The organism is Bifidobacterium sp. M3-N-101, assembly GCF_023656805.1.
In the GTDB taxonomy this organism is placed as follows: Bacteria; Actinomycetota; Actinomycetes; order Actinomycetales; family Bifidobacteriaceae; genus Bifidobacterium; species Bifidobacterium breve.
In genome coordinates this window covers 127,299-150,113 of the sequence record NZ_JAMOKQ010000008.1, presented here as the reverse complement: position 1 = coordinate 150,113, position 22,815 = coordinate 127,299, and the positions used below count along the sequence as shown (strand labels likewise).

At 55.6% G+C, this 22,815-nt stretch carries 24 protein-coding genes and 1 pseudogene; 17 read left to right on the top strand and 8 right to left on the bottom strand.

Translation table 11 applies throughout. The features are described 5' to 3' along the window. Positions 1–81 precede the first annotated feature (81 nt). Positions 82–564: pseudogene (locus NBH12_RS08145) on the top strand (hypothetical protein); the annotation flags it as partial. A 482-nt stretch (positions 565–1,046) separates the two neighbouring features. Here the strand turns inward: NBH12_RS08145 and NBH12_RS08140 are convergent. Continuing rightward, entirely contained in the window at positions 1,047–1,265 is a 219-nt protein-coding gene (locus tag NBH12_RS08140) for a hypothetical protein (protein WP_250819352.1), read from the bottom strand. Positions 1,266–1,381: 116 nt separating this feature from the next. On the opposite strand from NBH12_RS08140, the gene NBH12_RS08135 reads away from it, so the two are divergent. Continuing rightward, complete coding sequence (locus tag NBH12_RS08135; RefSeq protein WP_155465850.1) at positions 1,382–1,657, top strand: hypothetical protein; 276 nt, start codon at positions 1,382–1,384, stop codon at positions 1,655–1,657. Between the two features lie 50 nt (positions 1,658–1,707). Here the strand turns inward: NBH12_RS08135 and NBH12_RS08130 are convergent, their stop codons facing one another. The 5 genes from NBH12_RS08130 to NBH12_RS08115 form a co-directional block, all read right to left on the bottom strand. Continuing rightward, positions 1,708–2,001: an addiction module antidote protein gene (locus NBH12_RS08130; protein WP_052789767.1), complete on the bottom strand. Its 294-nt coding sequence runs from the start codon at positions 1,999–2,001 to the stop codon at positions 1,708–1,710. Continuing rightward, the gene (locus tag NBH12_RS08125; RefSeq protein ID WP_052789775.1) at positions 1,995–2,306 is read right to left on the bottom strand and encodes a type II toxin-antitoxin system RelE/ParE family toxin; all 312 of its coding nucleotides are present in this window, start codon (positions 2,304–2,306) and stop codon (positions 1,995–1,997) included. The genes NBH12_RS08130 and NBH12_RS08125 overlap by 7 nt, the downstream gene beginning before the upstream one ends. Before the next feature lie 296 nt (positions 2,307–2,602). Beyond that, a complete protein-coding gene (locus NBH12_RS10870) occupies positions 2,603–2,725 on the bottom strand; it encodes a hypothetical protein (protein WP_022244567.1) in 123 nt (40 codons plus the stop codon). Positions 2,726–2,841: 116 nt separating this feature from the next. Then, positions 2,842–3,570, bottom strand: coding sequence for a substrate-binding domain-containing protein (locus NBH12_RS08120; RefSeq protein ID WP_437124133.1), 729 nt, complete (start codon positions 3,568–3,570; stop codon positions 2,842–2,844). Continuing rightward, positions 3,476–4,096 carry a LacI family DNA-binding transcriptional regulator gene (locus tag NBH12_RS08115; protein ID WP_226790714.1) on the bottom strand — a complete coding sequence of 207 codons (621 nt, stop codon included), beginning with the start codon at positions 4,094–4,096 and terminating at the stop codon, positions 3,476–3,478. Before NBH12_RS08115 ends, NBH12_RS08120 begins: the two co-directional genes overlap by 95 nt. A gap of 357 nt (positions 4,097–4,453) precedes the next feature. Between NBH12_RS08115 and NBH12_RS08110 the strand changes: the two genes are divergently transcribed. The 8 genes from NBH12_RS08110 to NBH12_RS08075 all read left to right on the top strand — a co-directional run bounded on the left by NBH12_RS08110 (position 4,454) and on the right by NBH12_RS08075 (position 14,118). Then, on the top strand, positions 4,454–5,365 hold the full coding sequence (locus NBH12_RS08110) for a carbohydrate ABC transporter permease (RefSeq protein WP_052792519.1): 912 nt from the start codon (positions 4,454–4,456) through the stop codon (positions 5,363–5,365). Continuing rightward, positions 5,365–6,342 (top strand): carbohydrate ABC transporter permease, encoded by a 978-nt coding sequence (locus NBH12_RS08105; RefSeq protein WP_065504784.1) that lies wholly within the window; start codon positions 5,365–5,367, stop codon positions 6,340–6,342. Before NBH12_RS08110 ends, NBH12_RS08105 begins: the two co-directional genes overlap by 1 nt. A gap of 114 nt (positions 6,343–6,456) precedes the next feature. Continuing rightward, positions 6,457–7,842 carry an ABC transporter substrate-binding protein gene (locus tag NBH12_RS08100; RefSeq protein WP_250819351.1) on the top strand — a complete coding sequence of 462 codons (1,386 nt, stop codon included), beginning with the start codon at positions 6,457–6,459 and terminating at the stop codon, positions 7,840–7,842. 91 nt (positions 7,843–7,933) lie between these two features. Further along, positions 7,934–9,211: an enolase C-terminal domain-like protein gene (locus NBH12_RS08095; protein ID WP_250819350.1), complete on the top strand. Its 1,278-nt coding sequence runs from the start codon at positions 7,934–7,936 to the stop codon at positions 9,209–9,211. A 15-nt stretch (positions 9,212–9,226) separates the two neighbouring features. Continuing rightward, the gene (locus NBH12_RS08090; protein ID WP_250819349.1) at positions 9,227–10,018 is read left to right on the top strand and encodes an L-fucose dehydrogenase; all 792 of its coding nucleotides are present in this window, start codon (positions 9,227–9,229) and stop codon (positions 10,016–10,018) included. A 10-nt stretch (positions 10,019–10,028) separates the two neighbouring features. Next, positions 10,029–10,850 (top strand): amidohydrolase family protein, encoded by an 822-nt coding sequence (locus NBH12_RS08085; RefSeq protein WP_250819348.1) that lies wholly within the window; start codon positions 10,029–10,031, stop codon positions 10,848–10,850. Beyond that, complete coding sequence (locus tag NBH12_RS08080; RefSeq protein ID WP_250819347.1) at positions 10,847–11,740, top strand: dihydrodipicolinate synthase family protein; 894 nt, start codon at positions 10,847–10,849, stop codon at positions 11,738–11,740. Before NBH12_RS08085 ends, NBH12_RS08080 begins: the two co-directional genes overlap by 4 nt. A 26-nt stretch (positions 11,741–11,766) precedes the next feature. Further along, positions 11,767–14,118: a glycosyl hydrolase family 95 catalytic domain-containing protein gene (locus NBH12_RS08075; protein WP_250819346.1), complete on the top strand. Its 2,352-nt coding sequence runs from the start codon at positions 11,767–11,769 to the stop codon at positions 14,116–14,118. A 143-nt stretch (positions 14,119–14,261) separates the two neighbouring features. Here the strand turns inward: NBH12_RS08075 and NBH12_RS08070 are convergent, their stop codons facing one another. Continuing rightward, on the bottom strand, positions 14,262–15,089 hold the full coding sequence (locus NBH12_RS08070) for an aldo/keto reductase (protein WP_250819345.1): 828 nt from the start codon (positions 15,087–15,089) through the stop codon (positions 14,262–14,264). 114 nt (positions 15,090–15,203) lie between these two features. Here NBH12_RS08070 and NBH12_RS08065 point away from each other — a divergent pair, with 114 nt between their 5' ends. The 7 genes from NBH12_RS08065 (at position 15,204) to priA (ending at position 21,019) form a co-directional block, all read left to right on the top strand. Beyond that, positions 15,204–15,527 (top strand): acylphosphatase, encoded by a 324-nt coding sequence (locus tag NBH12_RS08065; protein ID WP_003830407.1) that lies wholly within the window; start codon positions 15,204–15,206, stop codon positions 15,525–15,527. An 87-nt stretch (positions 15,528–15,614) separates the two neighbouring features. Continuing rightward, positions 15,615–17,012 carry a histidinol dehydrogenase gene (hisD, locus tag NBH12_RS08060; RefSeq protein WP_065452709.1) on the top strand — a complete coding sequence of 466 codons (1,398 nt, stop codon included), beginning with the start codon at positions 15,615–15,617 and terminating at the stop codon, positions 17,010–17,012. Continuing rightward, on the top strand, positions 17,009–18,169 hold the full coding sequence (locus tag NBH12_RS08055) for a histidinol-phosphate transaminase (RefSeq protein ID WP_003830410.1): 1,161 nt from the start codon (positions 17,009–17,011) through the stop codon (positions 18,167–18,169). Before hisD ends, NBH12_RS08055 begins: the two co-directional genes overlap by 4 nt. Before the next feature lie 77 nt (positions 18,170–18,246). Beyond that, entirely contained in the window at positions 18,247–18,846 is a 600-nt protein-coding gene (hisB, locus tag NBH12_RS08050) for an imidazoleglycerol-phosphate dehydratase HisB (protein ID WP_015438983.1), read from the top strand. Beyond that, positions 18,846–19,592 (top strand): hypothetical protein, encoded by a 747-nt coding sequence (locus NBH12_RS08045; RefSeq protein WP_014483582.1) that lies wholly within the window; start codon positions 18,846–18,848, stop codon positions 19,590–19,592. The genes hisB and NBH12_RS08045 overlap by 1 nt, the downstream gene beginning before the upstream one ends. 30 nt (positions 19,593–19,622) lie before the next feature. Further along, positions 19,623–20,270: an imidazole glycerol phosphate synthase subunit HisH gene (gene hisH, locus NBH12_RS08040; protein WP_065453280.1), complete on the top strand. Its 648-nt coding sequence runs from the start codon at positions 19,623–19,625 to the stop codon at positions 20,268–20,270. A 23-nt stretch (positions 20,271–20,293) separates the two neighbouring features. Continuing rightward, positions 20,294–21,019, top strand: a complete 726-nt coding sequence (gene priA, locus NBH12_RS08035; protein ID WP_003832047.1) for a bifunctional 1-(5-phosphoribosyl)-5-((5-phosphoribosylamino)methylideneamino)imidazole-4-carboxamide isomerase/phosphoribosylanthranilate isomerase PriA — start codon at positions 20,294–20,296, stop codon at positions 21,017–21,019. 289 nt (positions 21,020–21,308) lie between these two features. On the opposite strand, the gene NBH12_RS08030 is transcribed toward priA, so the two are convergent. After that, positions 21,309–22,745 carry a DUF2252 domain-containing protein gene (locus NBH12_RS08030; protein ID WP_025299923.1) on the bottom strand — a complete coding sequence of 479 codons (1,437 nt, stop codon included), beginning with the start codon at positions 22,743–22,745 and terminating at the stop codon, positions 21,309–21,311. Between the last annotated feature and the right edge of the window lie 70 nt (positions 22,746–22,815).

The window sequence follows — 22,815 nt, the reverse complement described above, 5'->3', positions numbered from 1 at the left end:
TGCCTGCAGGATTGTGCATTGCGTCTTTCCTCTGTTGGAGTGGATCGGGTTCACAGTGAGTGGGCGGCGGCGCCGGTCCTAGGTCTCGGTGATCTGGGCGGATGGGCCCTGGATTTGTTGCAGATCCGGGGAAGCTACCTGGCGAATGCCCCGGAAGAGGACCTGGCGTCATGGCTGCACACTCATCTCGGCGAGCAAGACGCCCGTATGGGATTCGGTTACAGCGATGTTCTCGCGGACTGTGATGCATGGTTGCTGGCGCAGTCCATGCAGAGCAATTCCTCCGAAAGGTCTTTGTCCACCGCTATGCGGGACATGTTCGCGCAAAGCGAGACGAATCGAATTAAACGGTTCTATCAGTCCCGGTTCAAGGGAAGTGCGGACAACCTGGTCATCGCATTTCGAAAGCTCGTTGATGGAATCGATCTTGGAATATTCGATAACGTATCCGGAAGTAAAAAAGCACTGCTCATTGCGTCACATGCAGACCGACTCCCGAGTCAAGCGGAGGCTGGTATATTGGCATTATCCTATGCTGAATCTCTTGAAAATCCGAACCGTTAATCAATCATGGTTGTGATCGCATTGCGTGGAATGATTCAGCCATTCCACGCAATGCACCTCTGGTAAAACGTCATAGAGTCATTAGAGCGGAAAGTAGCGTTATCACAAGAACGGGAAAGACCATAACCAGCACGAGAAACGATATGATTCCCACAAGGACATGCGAGGCGGAAGGGGAATGATCACGAAGTTCCGGATACGTAGATCGCATATATGAACGCACGCCAAAGATGACAAGCGCCGCAATCCAGCAGACTACCCCCATAATCAATACTAAGGTAAGTCTACGTACATACTCAGTTGCCGTAGTTAAATTCATGCACGAAGAGGAAGAGAACGTTAGAACTCTGCAGATTATAGTATCATCATCGCCATTGGTGCCCCATTCCGCCCACAAAATAAGTGCTGGTGAAAGCAATAGTAATCCCAGCCACCATAACACACGTCTGGCCTTGCCCAAAACCACATAGCATCTACTCGCCTTAAGGAATTTGGTAGCCGCTTTCGGTGCCAAAGCGGATTTCTCGCCGGAAAAATTTTTCCGATGCATCTTCCATGCCATGTTTCTTCCCAATGTCATCGGTTGTAGCCGGATTCGCTTTGCAAATGTGGCGTTCGTTTCCGGCATCGCCCTCCGCCTTGATGCCGTCGCCGGCCAGTCTAGGGCCGTATGACGCGAGCGGGGAGGCGCGCGCCGTCAATCGGCACGGAACCTCCCCGTTCGTCAAGCGGTCGGTCGGCCGGAAATCAGCCCGTGTTCTGCAGGCCGGCGGCACGCGACGGGTCGAGTTCGGCAAGAAGAGCATTCCGCAGATGCTTGAACTGGTCGGCGCGTAGGCACTCGATATCATTTAATGCCGGACATCATAAAGCTGCTGATGAACTGACGCTGGAAAATGAAGAACGCGATGAGCGATGGTGCAATGACGAGCATAGCTGCGGCGGACAGGATGAGATTAATGATTTACAGGATCATGCTGTTTGTAGAATCGTTTTTCCGGTGTGGGCTGCAAAGGCTGATCCCATGTGGGACGAGCAGGAGCATCAGTATCAGAATAATATTTACGAAGATGAGCAACAAAGACTCTGGTAGTCAGCATGACTGCCACAGTTGACAGGCAGCATGAAAATGATGGAAGCCTTTCATGCCGTGGCGGGCAAGGGTTCGATGACAAGTCGGCCTCCAAGTGCATCGACGACCTTGACGATGGTGCGGAAACTTGGGTTGCCTTCTTTGTTGAGGCTTTTGTAGAGGCTTTCGCGGCCGACTCCGGCTTCCTTGGCGATTTGGCCCATGCCACGCGCCTTGGCTATGTCGCCGATGGCGGCCTGCAGAAGCGCCGGGTCGCCGGTTTCCGCGGCGGCGTTGAGGTATGCGATGGCGTCTTCTTCGTTTTCGATGTATTCGCTGGCATCAAAATTGCTGATGTTTACCATTGTCCCTCCTTGATAAGTGATTCGAGCATTTTCTGTGCCTCTTTTATGGTCTTGTCCTGTCCGGTCTTGTCCCCGCCGGCGAGCAGCAACATGATTTGATTGCCTTTCTGGGCGAAGTAGACGCGGTAGCCTGGGCCGAAGAAGAAACGCAATTCGTTCACGCCTTTACCGACCGGGTGCATATCGCCGACCGGTTGTCCCGCCAGTGCACACTGTCTGATCCGGGCAGCGATCCGCGCTTTGGCGGCATGGTCGCGCAGTCTGTGCAACCACTTGCGGAACTGGTCGGTTTGTTGGATTTCCACATGCACTATTGTATCCTGTAAGATACAATAATGCAAGCGTGGCGGTCTCGAACCATTTGTTGTCATATCGGAATCCGGTGCTCCCGCGCCCATCCGCTGGCTCGTCCATGTCCCCCCCCCAAAAAAAAATCATACGAGGCCCGTTCCGTGCGCTGCCGCCGGCCACAGTCTAGGGCCGGGCGACGCGGGCGGGGAGGTCTTTGCTCGCATTACAGGAGCATATATATGGGAACGCCTCGGCTGCTGGACCGGTTCATCACAGCAGCCGAGGCGTTTGATAAAGACCTTTAGGAATCTTACTTGCTGAAAACCTTCTTGAACAAGGTGGAGGAGGCCTTGGCGAAGGCGAACTGGCTGAGGCCGGCATCCATGGAAACGGTGTTGGCGTTGGCGATCTGGTCGAAGGTGTTGTTCTGCATTTTTTCTTCCTTTCACGCGGCTCGTCGTTTCGTTTGTTGGTTCATGCTTCGTGCGGAGCCGTTTTTCTGTTGTGGCTTCATTGTAGGCATACCTCTGATGTGAAATCTCGTCAGTTTCATCGCTTCTTTTGTATCTTCATCTGGTAAACAGAAATAAATGCTTGTGACGGAGGCATATTGCATATGCAGGGGTGCTTCGTGGAAAGGGTAGTACCCGTAATGGCGGATTTTCCATTGTCTCTGATGTTCTTCGCCTGGTCCATATCGTCAACTGGGATAAACGGGATAAATGCCGAGAATGGCGAATGGGTGAAATGCTCCTGACGCACTACCGCTGTGCTGGAGATACGCAGCTTTCGCGTTCGACGAGCTGCGTGGGAAGAATGAAGTAATTCTGTTCCACCTTTCCCTCCCGTGCTTCGAGAATCAGATCGATGCATTGTCTGGCGATGAGGTCGAATGGCTGCCTGATGGTCGTCAAAGACGGACACATGCTTGCCGCAGGATCGACATCGTCGAAACCGATGATCGATAACTGTTGGCAGACTGATGCCGTGCTGTCGGGCGGCGCGATAGACGTTGATCGCGCCGAGATCGTTGAACGCGAAGATGGCGGTCGGTCGGTCCTGTTCCCTCATTTCAAGGAGATCGCATGCCGCCTTGTATGCCTTGTCGGATACGTAGTCGCCAACCTTGATGAGATGCGGATCCGCGCTGATGCCGTTTTTCTGCAGCGCCGCCATGTACTCGCTAAGTCGCGCTTGCGAGGATTGTGAATTGGTGGGGCCGGTGATGACGGCGATTCGTCGGTGCCCCAATGATATGAGATATTGCGTGGCAAGCATTCCCCCCGGTCCAGTTATCAATGCCCACCCCCAATGCGTCAGCGGAGACCTGTCCGACCGGATCGACAATTACATATGGGATGTTCCTCGTCTGCAGTAGCGATTCCTCAGCCGATGAGATATTCGATAAGAGGAGTATGACGCCTAATGGGTTGCGTTCGATGGCGCTACGGAGACAGTTGCTGGTCTCGTTTCTCGTTGCGTATTCTTTGAAATCTGGTCCGGCGCAGCTTACGGTGATGCCGATGCCAAAATCTCTGGCGTATGAAGTTGTCTCCTTGACCATCTCCACGGATCCGTTGTTGGTCATTTCGTTGACGACCAGTTCGATTGACCGCATGGTTTTGGTTGTGGGAAGTTTTTTGCGGAATCCGGCTTCTTCGAGGAGCAGTTCCACCCTATCGCGGGTCTCGTCGGAGACTCCATCACGGCCGTTGATGACCTTGGACACGGTGGCAGGGGATACTCCCGCCGCTTGGGCGATATCGGAGACCTTCGGTCTATTTGCTGTTTTGATTGTGGTCATGACCCTTCTCTTTTCGTACGCGACGCTGCAAAAAACGTTACATATAGAGTAGAGAAATTTTCGCTACTCTAGAACAGCTTTTCTATCAGCGTGTTGCTGCCTATATAGCGGAGATGGATGCTGTAGCCATGGATTGGCTGCTGTTTCTTCGATGAGTGCGATTTGTGCATATCGTTGCAATAAAGCCCCTCTAAGGCGGGAAAACAAGATAACGAAAATTTCGCCACGCGCAATGAAGTTTTATTTGCTTTTTTTTTAAGCCTTGTATATTGAAGAACGTACCGATGGATGAAACGGCAATGGCAACGACGTTGTTGGCAGGCTCATTCAGACGGGTTAAGAAGAAAGAGAAAAACTATGACAAATGCAACGGCGAAACCGGATACTTCCGGGATGCGCAAGCCGAAGCGCGAGTACATAGGCATATTGTATTGTCTTCCATACGTGGTGGTCTTCCTGTTCGGCATGATCATCCCGATGTTCTACGCGCTTTATCTCAGCTTCTTCAAGCAGTCCCTTCTCGGTGGCACCACCTTCGCGGGCTTCGACAATTTCATCCGAGCGTTCAAGGATGAGGCTTTGTGGGGCGGCTTTAAGAATGTGCTGATTTACGCGGCGATTCAGATTCCGATGAATCTGATTCTGTCCCTCGTAGCGGCGCTTATCTTGGACTCCCAGAGAATCCGCCATATCGCAGTGCCGCGAATTCTGCTGTTCCTGCCTTATGCCGTCCCAGGCGTCATTGCAGCGCTGATGTGGGGATACATTTACGGCGATAAGTATGGTCTTTTTGGACAAATCGCCGGCATGCTTGACGTAACGGCTCCTAATATGCTGTCGAAGCAGCTCATGCTATTCGCCATCGCAAACATCTGCACTTGGTGCTTCCTTGGCTATAACATGCTGATTTATTATTCTGCACTGATCGGCATTCCGAACGACCTGTACGAATCTGCCCGTATTGACGGCGCTTCGGAGCTGCGCATCGCTTGGTCCGTGAAGATTCCTCAGATTAAGAGCACCATCGTGATGACAGTCCTCTTCTCTGTAATCGGCACGCTCCAGCTGTTCAACGAACCGAACATCTTGCGTACTTCTGCCCCGGACGTGATCAACAGCAGCTATACGCCGAACATCTACACCTACAACCTCGCATTCAATGGTCAGAACGTCAACTATGCTGCTGCCGTCTCTCTGGTCGTCGGCATCATCGTCATGGCCTTGGTCGCCGTCGTTAAGATTATCGGCAACAAGTGGGAGAACAAGTGATGAGTGAAGCAATCGCAAAACCACGTTCCAAGTCGCTGCAGCGCAGAGACGCCAAACTGGCGCTTAAGGCAAGCAAGCGTTACAAGCGCATGCAGCGACGTGAGCCGGCTCCGAAGCTGACCGGCAAGCAGCGTGTGCTCAACTGGCTGCTGCACATCATTATGGTTTTGATGGTCATCTACTGCCTCGTGCCGCTACTGTGGGTCATCTTCTCCTCCACAAAGACCAGTGAGGGCATCTTCAGCTCTTTTGGTCTGTGGTTCGATGACAAGAATGTGTTCTGGCAGAACGTGCAAGACACATTCGCCTACCAGAATGGCGCCTATACCCGCTGGCTGTTTAATACGATCATGTACGCAGCGGTCGCAGGTGTTGGTGCAACCATCATTGCCACTTTCGCTGGGTATGCCATCGCCACCATGCGATTCCCCGGACGTAACGCCCTGCTGGCCGTCACTTTGGCATTCATGTCAATTCCTTCTACGGTAATCACCGTGCCGCTGTTCCTCATGTACTCGAAGATCGGTCTGGTCGGCACTCCATGGGCCGTGATTATTCCGCAGCTGGCTACGCCGTTCGGCTTGTATTTGATGATCATCTATGCGCAGACCTCGATTCCGGTCTCGCTGATTGAAGCCGCGAAACTGGACGGTGCAAGCACTTGGACCATCTTCTGGAAGGTCGGTTTCCCGCTGCTGTCTCCAGGTTTCGTCACTGTACTGCTGTTCACGCTGGTTGGCGTCTGGAACAATTACTTCCTGCCGCTGATCATGCTCTCGGACACCAACGACTACCCGTTGACAGTCGGTCTGAACATGTGGCTGAAGATGGGTGCCCAGGGAACTGCCAACGGTCAGGTTCCGAACAACCTCATCATCACGGGCTCGCTTATCGCAGTTGTTCCGTTGATCATTGCATTCATGTTCCTGCAGAAGTACTGGCAGTCTGGCCTCGCGGCCGGTTCTGTCAAGCAGTGAACCCTCGGCCGCACGGTCCCTACGATCACCCATTCGTTGCCTTGGTGACCGTGCGGCATCCGTCCTTTTGAAAAAACAACAAAATAGTAATTCATGACACACAAAGGAGTAATCATGAAGAAGAAGAGTGTCAGGCTTGTGGCCGCTATCGCGGCGCTGGCAATGACGGCCGGGATCTCGGCATGTGGTTCCGACACTAACGGAAGCCAGGCTAAGAGCGAAGTGACCGCGAAGGAAGTGGAAAGCGCTCTGACCGATACGTCGAAGAACGTCGAACTGACCGTTTGGGCCTATTCCGCCAAGCAGATGGAGCCTACCGTCAAGGCATTCGAGGAGAAGTATCCGCATATCAAGATTAAATTTGTCAACACCGGTGCCGCTGCCGACCATTTCACCAAGTTCCAGAATGTCGTTCAGGCCAATAAAGACATCCCCGACGTTGTACAGATGAGCGCTAATAAATTCCAGCAGTTTGCGGTTTCGGGCGCATTGCTGAATTTTGCCAACGACAGCATCGACAAGGCATGGAGCAAGTTGTACACCAAGACTGCATGGGCTCAGGTGCATTACGCCGGCGGCCTTTACGGTGTGCCACAGGATGCCACGCCATTGGCCAACTATGTGCGAAAGGATATCCTGGACGAACATAACCTGCAGGTGCCAGAAAGCTGGGAAGATATCTACAACGAGGGCGTGAAGCTCCACAAAGAAGATTCCAACAAGTATATGGGAATCCTGGGATCTGACATCTCCATCTTCACCAACCTCTACCGCTCCGTTGGAGCGCGTCTGTGGAAGGTTAATTCCGTGAACGACGTCGAACTGACTATGAACAGCGGAAAAGCAAGGGAATTCACGGAATTCTTGCAGAAGTGCCTGAAGGATGGCGTCCTTGAAGGCGGTACCGTCTACACTGACGAGTTCAACCGTTCGGTCAACGATGGCCGTTATGCCACCTTCATCAGCGAAAACTGGATGGGCAACATGTATAAGGACCAGAACCCGAGCCTCAAGGGAAAGATGGTGGTCACAACTCCGCCATCCTGGAACAACCAGCATTTCCAGTCCTCCTCCGTCGGCTCCATGATGAGCGTGGCTGCGGCATGCCCGAAGGAAAAGCAAGCAGCAGCCCTTGCCTTTATCAACTGGCTCGATTCCGCTCCGGACGCCATCCAGTCTTGGCAGGATACCAACAGCGGCAATTACTTCATGGCGGCTTCCGTCTATCAGGACGATAAGACGGTGCGCGAGAAGAAAGAAACCGATGGATACTTCGCGAATACGGACGTTAACTCGGTCTATTTCGATTCCATGGATAACGTCAATACCGATTGGGAGTATCTCCCGTTCATGTCTCAGGTGGAGGTCGTGTTCAACGACGTCATCGTGCCGGAGATGAATGAGAACGGCGATCTGGTAGGCGCCATGGCCAAGGCTCAGCAGAAGCTCAAGGCATACGCGGAAGACAACGGCTTTAAGGTCACCACTGACGCCGACTGACATCCGGTTGCCCGCCACCGCTAGGGAGGGCGGCCGAATGGCCGCCCTCCCTTTTTGAGATTAAACATTTTTCCAAAGAAGGAAGCGCATCGTGAGCGTTATTACCAAAGTCACCACCTATGATTTCCGATTCCCGACATCGGCCACCTTCTCCGGCTCCGACGCCATGAACCCCGATCCGGATTATTCCTCTGCCTATGTTGTCATCGCCACGGATGCCGGTGATTCCGGCAACGGATTCGTCTTCACCATCGGCCGCGGCAATGATGTCGTCGTCCGAGCCATCGACTCCATGTCCGAAACCCTCATCGGACGCAACGTCGAGGAACTGCTCGACAGCATGCGTCTCGCATGGGATATGTTCGTGCGCGATTCGCAGCTACGCTGGCTTGGCCCTGAGAAGGGTGTCGAGCATATGGCAATCGGTGCCGTGCTTTCGGCTCTGTGGGACCTCAAAGCCAAGCGCGCCGGCAAGCCGCTCTGGCTGCTCCTTTCCGAGATGGAGCCCGAAGAGCTCGTTGCGACTCTCGACTTCCGCTACCTGACCGATGCCCTCACTCCGCAGGAAGCCCTCGAGATTCTGCGTGCCGCCCAGGAAGGCAAGGCGGAACGCATCGCCCACCTCAAGGAAGTCGGCTATCCGGGATATTCAACCGCAGCTGGATGGCTCGGCTATTCCGACGAGAAGATGGTCCGTTTGGCCAAGCAAGAGACCGAGGTCATGGGCTTCAAGCAGATCAAGCTTAAGGTCGGTCAAAACCTCGAAGACGATCTGCGCAGGCTCAAGCTCGCCCGTGAAGCGGTCGGCCCGGACATCGCCATCGCCGTAGACGCCAACCAGGTCTGGGATGTGCCACAGGCCATTGAATGGATCGGCAAATTCAAGGACTACGATCTCGCGTGGGTTGAGGAACCGACCTGCCCGGATGATGTTCTTGGCCATGCCGCAATCCAGAAGGCCATCGATCCGATTCCGGTGGCCACCGGCGAACAGATGCAGAACCGAGTCATGTACAAGCAGTACCTGCAGGCTGGCAGCTTCAAGGTCATGCAGATTGACGCGACCCGAGTCGCCGGCCCCCAGGAAATCGTCCTCGAATACCTGCTCGCCAAGAAGTTCGGCGTCAAGGTCTGCCCTCACGCGGGTGGTGTCGGCCTGTGCGAAGCCATCAGCCAGCTTGCGATGTTCGATTACGTGTCCGTCTCTGGCGAGATGGAGGACCGCGTCGTCGAATACGTGGACAACCAGCATGAGTATTTCGTACATCCGACCGTCATCAAGAACGGACGATACGTCGCGCCGCTCGCTCCGGGCAACGGCACGGAGATGAAGCTCGACGAATGCATGAAGTACCTGCACAAGGACTAGTCGGAAGGACCTGAGATGGACCTGCATCTTAAGAACAAGGTGATTATTGTCACCGGAGGATTCAAAGGCGTCGGCAAGGGCATAACGCTGCGACTGGCCGAAGAAGGTGCCATTCCGGTGGTGCTGAATCGTTCGGATGGTGCCGACGACGAATTCCGACAGGATATCGAACAGATCACCGATTCGTATGGCACCTATCTGATTGACCTGAACAACACCGATGAGATCGCCCCCATTGTTGAATCGGTCATGAAGAAATACGGCCATATCGATGGTGTGGTCAACAATGCCGGCAGAAACGACAACCTCGCGCTCGAGACCACGTCATGGCGTCAGTTCGAGGAGTCTCTTCACGGCAATCTGACCCACTATTACGAGCTGGTTCATCAGTGCGTGCCAGCACTCAAGGCCAGCAAGGGCTCGGTGGTCAATATCGGTTCCAAGACCGCATTGACCGGTCAGGGCAAGACTAGCGCCTATGCCGCAGCGAAAGGTGCGATTCTGGGCCTGACCCGCGAGTGGGCCGCCGCCCTCGCCCCGGCCGAGGTTCGGGTCAATGCCGTCGTCGTGGCCGAAGCATGGACGCCGCTGTACGCGCAATGGATCAAGACGTTCGGCGACGAGCAGGCGCAGCGTGAGCAGTTGGCGAAGATCACCGACAGGATTCCTCTCGGCCACCGCATGACCGAGACTTCGGAAATCGCGGACACCGTGGCTTTCCTTCTGTCCGACAGGTCTTCGCACACCACCGGACAATGGGTCTTCCCCGACGGCGGATACGTCCACCTCGATAGGGCACTCGACTAGGACGTGCGACATGCAGAGGATCATCGATTCGCATTTCCATATCTGGGATCCATCCGTCCAACCGCTTTCATGGCTCGACGGTACGGATGGGTCCATCACCCGCCGTTACGACATGGACTGCCTCAAACACGCCTATGCCTCATACAATGAGCACCACCCAGACGTTGCGGTCAATTTCATCGGCGGTGTGTATGTGGAAGTCGACACGGACGATACGTCATTGGAAGATCGGCTGCTGTCCGAAAACCATGATCCTCTGCTGTTGGCAACATCTATGCGGTCCACCGTCGGGCCGGCCATGCGCGTGCCGCTGTACGCGCATGGCGTTCGTGAGCCATTGCATACGCCGGCATCGCCGCGGGGACGGTGCCTGCAAGATGACTTCATCCGCGGTTTGCAGCTTATGGCCGATAAGAACATGCCATTCGACGCATGCGTAAGGGTGGATGAACTTGGCGATCTCGCTCAGGCTTGTGAGCAGGTGCCCGAAGCAATCGTCATCGTTGACCATATGGGCAACATATCCGATCTTCACAATCTCGAATCCTCGTCCGATGCCCTGCATAGGCTCGGAGAGCTGCCAAACGTATACGTCAAGGTATCGGGGTATCCAACCGATGACCCACGATTCGTCTCAACCCTGCTCGATCTCGCACAAGCCGCGTTCTCTAACAAGCGGTTGCTGTATGCGTCGAATTGGCCTGTCGTCGGTCTATACGCCGATTTCGACAGTCATCTGTCAATCCTGCTTAACCGTTTCGCAGGGAATGACGACTTCTTCCTCAATAACGCGCGAAACGCCTACCATATCGTCGAAAGGAAAATATCATGACTTGCAACGCCCAGTTCGAAGGCGTGTTCTGCCCCTCCATCACCATCACGAACGCGGATGGGACCATTGACTACGACAATTGGGGCAAGCACCTTGATCATCTCATCGATGCGGGCATCGACGGTGTGCTGCTGTTCGGTAGCATCGGAGAATTCTACGCCATCGACGTCAAGACGAAGGCAGAAGCAGTGCGCTTCGCAGTTTCGAAAGTCGCCGGACGCATGAAGGTGCTCGTCGGAGTGGGAGACACCAACCTAGACAATGTGAGAACATTGGCGGCGGAAAGCGAAGTAGCCGGAGCCGATGCATTGGTTGCAGTATCCCCGTACTATTTCGGACCATCCTCGGATTGCGCGAAGCGTTACTTCTCTGCGGTGGCCAAGGCAACGACGCTGCCGGTCATTCTGTACAACTTCCCAGCCAGGACGGGCAACGACCTCACACCCGAGCTGGTGGCGGATCTCGCAGCGGAGAACCAGAACATCATCGGCGTCAAAGACACCGTCGACACCATCAGCCACACCAGGAAGGTCATCGCTGCCGTTCGTAAGGTGAATCCATCGTTCAGCGTGCTGTCCGGATTCGACGAATACTACACCGTCAACCGAATCAGCGGCGGCAATGGCGTGCTGTGCGGATTGACCAATGTGGAGCCGGAGACTTTCGTCAGCCTGCATCATGCATGGCAGTCCGGTGATTACGCCATGGCCATCAAATCGGCTGAACGCATTTCCTATCTGATGCGCCTGTACGACACTGCCGACCTGTTCATCAGCGCCATCAAGGGCGCGGTCAAGGCGAAGGGACTGCCAATCGACACGTCCATCCATGAACCCGCCGTGCAGCTGACCGACGAACAGTACCGCAATATCCAGAGCATTCTCAAATAAGCAAATCTGCCAAGGAGACTTTACGCATGAAACTCACATTCGATGGAATCTCTTCGTGCTGGGAAGAAGGCATCCCACTCGGCAATGGACGCATGGGAGCGGTCCTGTGCTCCGAACCGGAAACCGACGTGCTGTATCTCAACGACGACACCCTTTGGTCAGGATATCCACACGCGGAAACCTCGCCGGTGACGCCGGAGATTGTGGCCAAGGCGCGCCAGGCGTCGTTGCATGACGATTACGCCACCGCCACGCGAATCATCAAGGAAGCCACACTGCAGGAAAAAGACGAGCAGATTTACGAGCCATTCGGAACGGCCCGTATTCAGTACTCGACCTCTGCAGACGGCCGTGAGAGCATGAAACGCCAGCTGGATCTTGCAAGGGCGCTCACCGGTGAAACGTTCCAGATGGGTGATGCCAACGTTCATGTCGACGCATGGTGCAGCGAGCCTGATGACCTGTTGGTCTACAGGATGTCATCGGATGCGCCGATTGATGTGAATATCAGTGTCTCCGGCACTTTCCTCAAGCAATCACGCGCTTCGTTGGAAACGGTATCCGACGGCCATCGGGCTACCCTCATCGTCATGGGTCGGATGCCTGGACTCAACATCGGACTTCTGCCTCACCCTTCCGAAAATCCTTGGGAAGATGAGCAGGACGGAACCGGAATGGCGTACGCCGGTGCGTTCTCCCTTACCGTAACAGGTGGCGACATCAACGTGGGCGACAACAGTCTGCAATGTTCGAACATCACCGGGTTATCGCTCCGCTTCCGCAGTATGAGCGGATTCAAGGGAAGCGACCAGCAGCCGGAACGAAGCATGACGGTTATCGCCGACCATCTGGAGAAAACCATTGACGAGTGGTCGACTGACCTGCAGACCATGCTCGACCGCCACATCGCGGACTACCGCAGATATTTCGACAGGGTGGCCATCCATCTCGGTTCAGCCCATGCTGATGATGCGGAACTACTGTTCTCGGCGATCCTTCGCTCGGATGAGAACAAAGAATCGCATCGTCTGGAGATGCTGGCAGAGGCAATGTTCGATTTCGGCCGGTATCTGCTTATCTCCTCATCCAGGCCACACACCCAGCCGGCGAATCTGCAGGGGATTTGGAACCATAAGGATTTCCCGAACTGGTACAGCGCCTACACGACGAACATCAACGTCGAGATGAACTATTGGATGACAGGCCCATGCGCCCTCCAAGAACTCATCGAGCCGCTCGTCTCCATGAATGAGGAGCTGCTAGCGCCGGGGCGCGACGCCGCTGACAGGATTCTTGGCTGCCGAGGATCGGCGGTCTTCCATAATGTCGATCTCTGGCGCAGGGCCCTTCCTGCGAACGGCGACCCGATGTGGTCGTTCTGGCCGTTCGGTCAGGCATGGATGTGCCGGAACCTGTTCGATGAATATCTGTTCAACCAGGATGCATCGTACCTGGCCCGCATCTGGCCGATCATGCGGGACAACGCGCGATTCTGCATGGATTTCCTATCGGAGACAGAGCATGGACTGGCCCCGTCCCCTGCAACATCACCGGAGAACTGTTTCTTGGTGAACGGAGAACCGGTATCCGTTGCACAAAGCAGTGAGAATGCCACGGCCATCGTGCGTAATCTGCTTGATGATTTAATTCAGGCTTCTCACGATTTGGAAAACCTTGACGAAGAGGACAGAGATCTGGTCCGTGAAGCGGAATACGTCCGTTCCCAACTGGCTGAAACGCGATTGGGAGCTGATGGAAGAATCCTCGAATGGAACGACGAATTCATCGAATCCGATCCACAGCACCGTCATCTGTCCCACCTTTACGAACTGCATCCTGGTGCAGGCATCACGTCTAAGACTCCGCACCTGGAGGAAGCCGCTAGGAAATCCCTCGAAGTGCGTGGCGATGATGGTTCCGGCTGGAGCATCGTATGGCGCATGATCATGTGGGCACGCCTGCGTGATGCGGAGCATGCCAAACGAATCATAGGCATGTTCCTGCGGCCGGTGGATGCGAACGCTGAAACCAATCTGTTGGGCGGAGGCGTGTACGACAGCGGATTATGCGCTCACCCGCCGTTCCAGATCGACGGGAACCTTGGATTCCCAGCGGCCTTGTCGGAGATGCTTGTCCAAAGCCACGATGGCTGGATTCGCATTCTTCCGGCCCTGCCGGAGGATTGGCATGAGGGAACCTTCCATGCGCTCCGCGCAAGAGGCGGAATCCAAGTGGATGCGACATGGACGGATCAGACAGTGGAATATACGTTGCGCTGTTCGAAGCCCACGGAGATTACGCTGAACGTTCTGGGGACTGATATGGGACGTGTCGCGCTATCTCCGGATAAGCCATTCAAGGGATCCATCCGGCGTTAACGTATTGCGTTATATCCGTTACGAAATGTTGCGGACCGTCTTTCCTAATAGGGGAGGACGGTCCGCAATCTTTTTTTGATGGAAAAGGAGATTCCTCGTCATGGGGAATCAATCCCCTTTTTGCGTATTGTGCAGCGTATGGATCAGAAATCGAAATTATCCGGATCCGCACCGTTGCGTTTGCCGGTGTTGAGTGCAGTAATGGCTGTCATATCCTCAGACGTCAGGTTGAAATCGAAAACATCGAAGTTCTGCTTGATGCGTTCGGCATGAGTGGACTTCGGCAATACGACGACGCCGCGTTGGATGTGCCAACGAATCACCACCTGAGCTGCGGACTTGCCATACTTGGCGCCTATTTCAGCAAGAACCGGGCTGCCCAGCAGATTGCCTCCGGTGCCACCGAGCGGGCTCCATGCCTCAGCGACAATGCCCTTGGAACGTAGCTGTCCAATCAACTCATGATTGGTGAACTGCGGGGAGGACTCAATCTGATCTACGGCGGGTAGCACGTCGCTGTTGGCAAGCAACTCATCGATATGGTGCTTCTGGAAGTTGCTGACACCGATGGCTTTCGCTCGGCCGGAGGCATAAATCTCCTGCAGGTCGTCCCACGCTTGTTGCCATCCATCGGCCGGCCAATGAATCAGATACAAGTCCACATAATCTAGCCCAAGGCGATCCAGGCTTGCCTGAAATGCATCCTTGCCGCGATGGGCGCGAATATCGTCATTCCAGAGCTTGGTAGTCACGAAGAAGTCGCCACGAGGCAATCCGGCACGACGGATACCTTCGCCCACTGAAGCCTCATTACGATAGATCATCGCCGTGTCAATATGACGATAACCGTTCTCCAACGCAGTCTGCATCGCATTCACCGTGGTATCGCCATCCGGCGTCTGGAATACGCCCAAGCCCACCTGTGGAATAACCGTGCCGTTGTTCAGCGTGATTGTCGATTGAATTGCCATAGTTCCTCTTTGCCGATAGCTATGCTTTGTCATATTTTATTGTATGAGGAAATGCGTGGCTGTGCTGAGATTCTACGCCCGGCATAACGGTTATCGAACTGAACGGGGAAGCTGATGAATCATTGGTCAAAGAACCATTCGTTGCAAGAGCAAGCCTCGGATGTGGTGCGCAAACACATGGTGATTACCGGACTAGTACAAGGTGTGGGCTTTCGTTATTTCACGGTCATACAGGCCCGTCAACTTGGCGTCAGCGGTTGGGTGCGTAACCGATACGACGGATCAGTTGAAGTGGAGGCCCAAGGCAGCCAGGAGTCGGTGCAGGCGCTGGTGAAACAGCTGAAACTAGGCCCGCGGTGGTCCGATGTACGCCATATCGACATACAGGATGTGCCGGTCAAAGACGATGCACCGTCCGCGTTTCGCGTTCTCGAGTAGCTCATAGCGTTCCGATAATCTCACGATACGGGTGAACATGGGCGTTCCTCGGCGGTTAGACTCCGTACGTTGCTACGATGGGACATTATGAGTGAGAATATCATGCGCATTATTGACCTTCGTGGTCGCAAACTGTCCCGTGCCGAACTGCTTGCTGCGATGCCGCGCGCCGCAATGGGCACTTCCGAAGCCACCGACTTGGTGCGTCCGATTCTGGACGATGTGAAGGAGCGCGGAGCTGCCGCTCTTCGTGACTTCGAGGAGAAGTTCGACCATGTGCGCCCGAAGCACCTGCGTGTGCCGGTCGAAGCGATTCAGGATGCCCTGGCCACACTTGATCCCGAAGTGCGCGCCGCCATTGAGGAATCTGTGCGTCGTGCCCGTGCTGTGGCTGCCAATCAGGTGCCGAAGGACTTCTACACCGACTTGGCCGAGGGCGCTCGTGTTGCCGAACGTTGGATTCCGATTCAGCGCGTCGGCCTGTATGTGCCTGGTGGCAAGGCTGTTTACCCGTCTTCCGTGATCATGAATGCCGTGCCGGCTCAGGCCGCTGGCGTCGAATCGCTGGCCATTGCCACTCCGCCCGCCCGCGATAACGAGGAGGGCCTGCCGAACAAGACCATCCTTGCCACCTGCGCCATCCTCGGTGTTGATGAGGTATACGCGGTCGGTGGCGCCCAGGCCATCGCCATGTTCGCGTACGGCGCCAAGGGCAGCGAGCCTCAGGATGGCGACGTATTGTGCGACCCGGTCGACAAGATCACCGGCCCGGGCAACATCTTCGTGGCCACCGCCAAGTCTCTTGTTTCCGCATTCGTAGGCATCGATGCGGTTGCCGGTCCGACCGAAATCGGCATCATCGCTGATAAGACCGCCAACCCGAGCCTGTTGGCCGCCGACCTCATCGGACAGGCCGAGCATGATGAGCTTGCCGGTTCCGTACTGTTCACCGACTCCACCGATATTGCTGAGAAGGTGCAGGAGAACCTCAACTACCGTGTGCCGAAGACCGAGCACGCCGAGCGCGTCCACACGTCCCTGAGCGGCACCCAGTCCGCCATCGTACTGACCGACAACCTCGACCAGTCCATCAATGCGGCCAACGCTTATGCCGCCGAGCACCTTGAGATCCAGACCGAGGATGCCGATGCCGTGGTCAAGCGTATCAAGAACGCTGGTGCCATTTTCCGTGGCCCGTACTCTCCGGTGCCGCTGGGCGATTACATGTCCGGCTCCAACCACGTGCTGCCCACCGGCGGTACCGCTCGCTTTGCTGCAGGCCTTGGCGTGCACACCTTCATGAAGCCTGTCGAAGTCATCGAATATGACGAGGAAGGCCTCAAAGCCCTGGCTGCCCGTATCAATGCCTTTGCCGTTTCCGAAGACCTGCCGGCCCACGGTGAGTGCGTGCTGAGCCGTTTCGTCAAGGATCCCTATGACAAGGCCACCCTGCGCGAGCAGGAGAAAGAAGCCGGTCTGCGATGAGCTCGATTCCCGCAAACTTGCCGCTGCGCAATGATTTAATTGGTGAGGAACCGTATGGTGCTCCTCAGCTTGATGTCCCGGTATGTCTTAACGTCAATGAGAATCCATATGCATCGGATCCGGCTGTATGCGATACCATTGCCAAGCGTGTACGTGAGATTGCGCCGACGCTGAACCGTTACCCGGATCGTGAACATATTGAGCTGCGTCAGGCGTTCAGCGATTATCTGGCCCGTGAATCCGGCGCCCGTCTGGATGTGGACGAGCTGTGGGGTGCGAATGGTTCCAACGAGATTATGCTGCAGCTGTTCCAGGCCTTCGGCGGCCCGGGGAGGACCGCTCTCGGCGCTGACCCGACGTACTCCATGTACCCGGAATACGCCCGCGACACCTTCACCGGTTGGAAGCTGGCTCACCGCAACGCCGACTTTACGTTGAACGTAGACAAGGTGCTTGAAGCCATCAACGAGGTCAAGCCTTCGATGGTGTTGCTCACCAGCCCGAATAACCCGACCGGCACCCCTCTGCCTATGGAAGACATCGAGCGTGTTCTTGCCGCCTGCGAAACCGCTGAAGTGGCTGGCGCGGGTGAGGGCGTCCACCCGATCCTCGTCATCGACGAAGCCTACGTGGAATTCCGCAAGCCCGGCACCCCGAGCGCGGTAAGCCTTATCAAGAACCACCCGAATCTGGCCGTCAGCCGCACCATGAGCAAGGCTTTCGCTTTCGCCGGTGCACGAGTCGGTTACTTGGCTGCGTCCAAGGGCATTATCGACTGCGTGCGCATCGTGCGTATGCCGTACCACCTGTCGGCCGTGACCCAGGCCGCCGCACTGGCTGCGTTTGAGCACACCGACGAGCAGCTGAGCCGAGTGGAACACCTGCGCGAGACCCGCGAGGCAACTGCTTCCTGGCTTAAAGAGCAGACCTATAAGGGGCAGCCGCTTGAGGTGGCCGAATCCGGCTCGAACTTCCTGCTTTTCGGCGGGCATTTCGACAACCGTGAGGCGATTTTTGACGAATTGCTCAAGCGTGGTGTACTGATTCGTGTGGTCGGGCCAGACGGCTGGCTGCGCGTATGCATGGGCACTGACGAGGAAATGGAAACGTTCCGTAATGCCCTTGCCGAAGTGCTTCGTATAGTAGAAGCAGCATAAGAGACTCGTACATCATGCTGCCGTGACCATCATCGATTGCGGCGGCATGATGCGACACCTATCAACCAGGAGACATGATGGCAAGAACCGCACATATTGTTCGTGAGACCAGCGAATCGCACATCGACCTCGAGCTGAATCTCGACGGTACCGGTAAAACCGATATCGATACCTCCGTGCCGTTCTACAACCATATGATGACCGCGCTGGGCAAGCATTCGCTGATTGACCTAACCATCCATGCGCATGGCGATACCGATATCGATGTGCACCACACTGTGGAAGACACCGCCATCGTGTTCGGTGAGGCCCTGAAGCAGGCGCTGGGAGACAAGAAGGGCATTCGCCGTTTTGCCGATGCCACCGTGCCGTTGGACGAGGCCTTGGCCAAAGCCGTGGTCGATATCTCCGGCCGCCCGTACTGCGTGTGCAGTGGCGAGCCCGAAGGCTACGAATTCTGCATGATCGGTGGCCACTTCACTGGCTCGCTGGTTCGTCACGTCATGGAATCCATCGCGTTTCACGCTGGCATTTGCCTGCACATGCAGGTACTCGCCGGGCGCGATCCGCACCATGTCGCTGAAGCCGAATTCAAGGCCTTGGCCCGTGCGCTTCGCTTTGCCGTGGAAATTGATCCCCGTGTGGATGGTGTGCCCAGCACCAAGGGAGCCCTGTGATGTCCGACGATAAGGATTTCAATCCGGACGATACGCATTTCTCCGACGAGGAGCTGGAGGCTGCACTGGCCGGATTCGAGAAGGAATTCGAGAACGACACGGATACGGGGGACGACGATCAAGCCGATTCTGCGGCGGATGCCAAGTCGATTGATAACGGCGCTGATACACAAGCCGCAGATGATATCTCTAGTTCTGTGGCGGATGCCGTCAACGAAGCCATGGCCGATGTGGTGGATCCCTCGGCCGGATTCGATAATGAGCTGGCCGGCCTTCTTGGTGACAAAGCCAAGATGGCGTTAATCGTTACCCGTATCGCTTCGGCGGATCTTCTGGCCGCATTCTGCCAGCTTTCGGACATCTCCGCTGCATGCATCGGTGCCAATCAGGGTGCGGTGGCAGTGCTGAAGAATCTTGATGGGGACGCTCCGGAGGCGGCCGCCAAAGATCTGACCACCGTGGTTTCCGGCATGGTGGTGATTTTGGCGGTCAATCGTGCGGACAAGCTCGAAGTGTCCATGATCATGCAGGGGCAGGTTGGCCAGACCTTTGCTCCGCCGGTGCTGTTTTCGTCCACTCCGCGATTTGTGGAAGATCTTATGCTCGGCATCGTCTCGTTGAATCAGCTCAAAACCCAAGGTTTTGAAGTGGTGGAGTCGGCCGACCTCGATCATGACCAGGCCATGCAGATTCTCGCCGACCACACCAAGCGTGGGCGTGGTGGCCGCGGATCGCATATCGAATAGGCGTAGGAATAGAACAGGTTAGGACAGACTATGACCACAGCGGTTGTTTTCGATTATGGCTTTGGCAACGTACGATCCATGGTGCGTGCTCTTGCCGACCTTGGCGTCGATACCACACTTACCTCCGATTACCGTCAGGCTTTGGAAGCCGACGGTCTGGTCGTTCCGGGTGTGGGCGCGTTTGCCGCCTGCATGGACGGTCTCAAAAAAGTCGATGGCGACCGCGTGATCTATGACCGTATCCGTGCTGGCCGTCCAGTATTGGGCGTGTGTGTGGGCGAACAGATTATGTTTGAGCGTGGCTTGGAACATGGTGCTCATGCCTCCGGTATTGGTCTGATCGGTGGCTCGGTGAATCTGCTGGTTGCCGATGTGGTGCCGCATATGGGCTGGGACACCATTGAGGCCGCTCCCGATTCCGTGCTGCTCAACGGTGTGGAAAACGAGCGCTTCTATTTCGTGCATTCCTATGCCGCAATGGAGGTCAAGCCCGCCGACACCGCGCGTTTTGACATTGATCTGCAGACTTCCACTGAACGAGTGAGCTGGTGCACATACGGACGTTCGCGTTTTGTGGCGGCTTATGAGCGTGGTCCGCTATCTGCCACGCAATTCCATCCTGAAAAGTCCGGTGATGCCGGTGCTCAGTTGCTGAAAAACTGGATTGCCACGCTGTAGTTCATAAGAAAGGTTGTTCTCTGATGTCGTTGACTCTTCTTCCCGCTGTTGATGTGCGCGATGGCAAGGCCGTGCGCCTGCGCCAGGGTGAATCCGGCTCCGAAACGGATTACGGTTCGCCGTTCGAGGCGGCACGCACTTGGGTCGAGGCCGGTGCCGAATGGATTCATCTGGTGGATCTCGATGCCGCATTTGGCACGGGCAACAACCGCGATCAGTTGCGTGAAATCGTTCACGAACTTGGTGACCGGGTCAATATCGAATTGTCCGGTGGCGTTCGTGATGATGATTCGCTGGATGCTGCATTGGAGGCCGGTGCTGCGCGTGTGAACATCGGCACCGCGGCCTTGGAGAACCCTGATTGGACCGCTTCGGTCATCAAGAAGTATGGCGATCGGGTGGCCGTTGGTCTTGACGTGCGTGGGCATACGCTTGCGGCTCGTGGCTGGACCAAGGAGGGCGGTGACCTGTTCGAGACCATGAAGTTCCTCGACTCGGTCGGCTGCTCGCGATACGTGGTCACTGATGTGGCCAAGGACGGCATGATGTCCGGGCCGAACATCGGACTGCTGCGTGAAGTGGCTGAACGCACCGATGCCAAGGTCACCGCTTCCGGCGGTATTTCCAAGCTTGATGACCTGCGTGCCATCAAGACTCTGGCCGAGATTGGCGTAGATTCCGCCATCCTCGGCAAGTCCCTCTACGCGCGTGCCTTCACGCTTCAGGAAGCGCTCGAAGTCGCTCGATGATGTGTGATTTGGCACTGACAAACGTTGGTGTTTTCTCAGCGCAAGAAATTCTCGAAATAAACCTTGATTGCGAGAATTTCTTGCGCTGAGTCGTTGCTAGTGCAAAGATTTCTCGAACAAAATGCTTATTTCGAGAATTATTTGCACTGAGCGCGAGTTAGTGCAAACAATTCTCGAAATGACCGTTTTCTACGAGAATTATTTGCGCTAGAGAATATACCGAACGGACGGCGAGCCCATTGGCGTCAAAGATGACTGCAACGAGCCCAGCAACAACCGTTACTTTGTATCAGGCGCAGGGGAGTTCGCCGGACTTGATGAGTTTCTTGAATATGGCGTAATCCTCATCGTTCTGCTCGGCGTAACTTACAGCAAACGAGGCAATGGACTGGTCGAATTCGTCGGTACCGCCCATGTAGTTGGCAATGGCGATCGAATCGCCGGTGCGGGCATGAGCGTGCGCCAATGACCATGCACACATGCGTGAGAGATCGCTTAAACCTGAGGCATTGAGATTGTCGATGTCGATGGAGCCCTTGCCGTTCCACAGCTGACGCACATAATAATCGCGCTTGCGTCCATCCTCGGCCATAAAGCTTGACCAACCCAGCAGCACGTCCGCCGTATTCTGAATCAGCTTCTGACCCTGCACCACGCGCTCGCCGTGCGTGGCATAGGGCGAGGCTCCGCAATAGTGCTCCAGCACGGAATATGTGGCTTCCTTCATCTGCAGCATCATCGGATCATCAGCGTCGCGTGCGATCCATACCGAGGCCCATGCACGTTGTCCGACCGAGCCGACGCCCACCACTTTGCGGGCGGCATCCTGATAGCGCAGATGGTCGAACACCCAGCGTCGATCATCGTAGAGGGAATGACGATAGCTTTCGATCAATGCATCGAGACGCGCCTGCAAGGCATCCAAATCGGCGTAATCGTCAAGCTGATTGATGGGCACCAATTCGGGAGGATTCGATTTGAATCGCAGCTTGCCGTTCTCGAATTTGCAGAGCTTGGCTGCTGCCGCGTCGTTGTCTTTCAGCAACGCCTTCATAGCTGCTTCGCGCAGTACGCGACTGCGCTTGGAACCGGTGGTTTCAAAACGATCCAGCGTTTCCTCCACATCGAGGTGCTCGTACCAAGCATCGAGATAATCCATCTCGGAGAACCACTTCATGCGGGTACGGTAGGTGCGCACGCATTGCACCACGGCGGCGCGGCGATCCTTCTCCTTGATTTTGTTGGCGCGGCCACATATTTCCACCGAGGCCGCAAGTCGCTTCAAATCCCATTCCCAGGGACCCACTGCGGTTTCGTCGAAATCGTTGATGTCGAATACCAGTCGTGCGGAAGGGGAGCGGAAGATACCAAAATTACCGATATGCGCGTCGCCTACACACTGCACCGGTATCCCGGTTACCGGCGTGGTCGCCAGATCGTTGGTCATGATGAGCACTGTGCCGCGATAGAACGTGAACGGGCTGGCGCTCATACGCTTGTATCGCAACGGAACCAGTTCGGGCACGCGGATGGCGGACTGCTCCTCCAAAAGGCTGATCGCCTCTCTCCGGCCCTCCTGCGCCTGCCAAATGGCATGGGAATCCAATGGCGCCTTGGCTCGAGTGGATATGCCGGCACGTGACCGGTCGCGCGGATCGGTGGCCTGCTTCCAGCTGGTTACATCGACAGGTGGATTGGCGGATGGGGTGAGGTGGTCTTCGCTCATAAACCACACCTTAGCGCGGCTTCGCCGCCGAATCATGTAACACGGCACACCGGTGAGATGTTAACGCCCC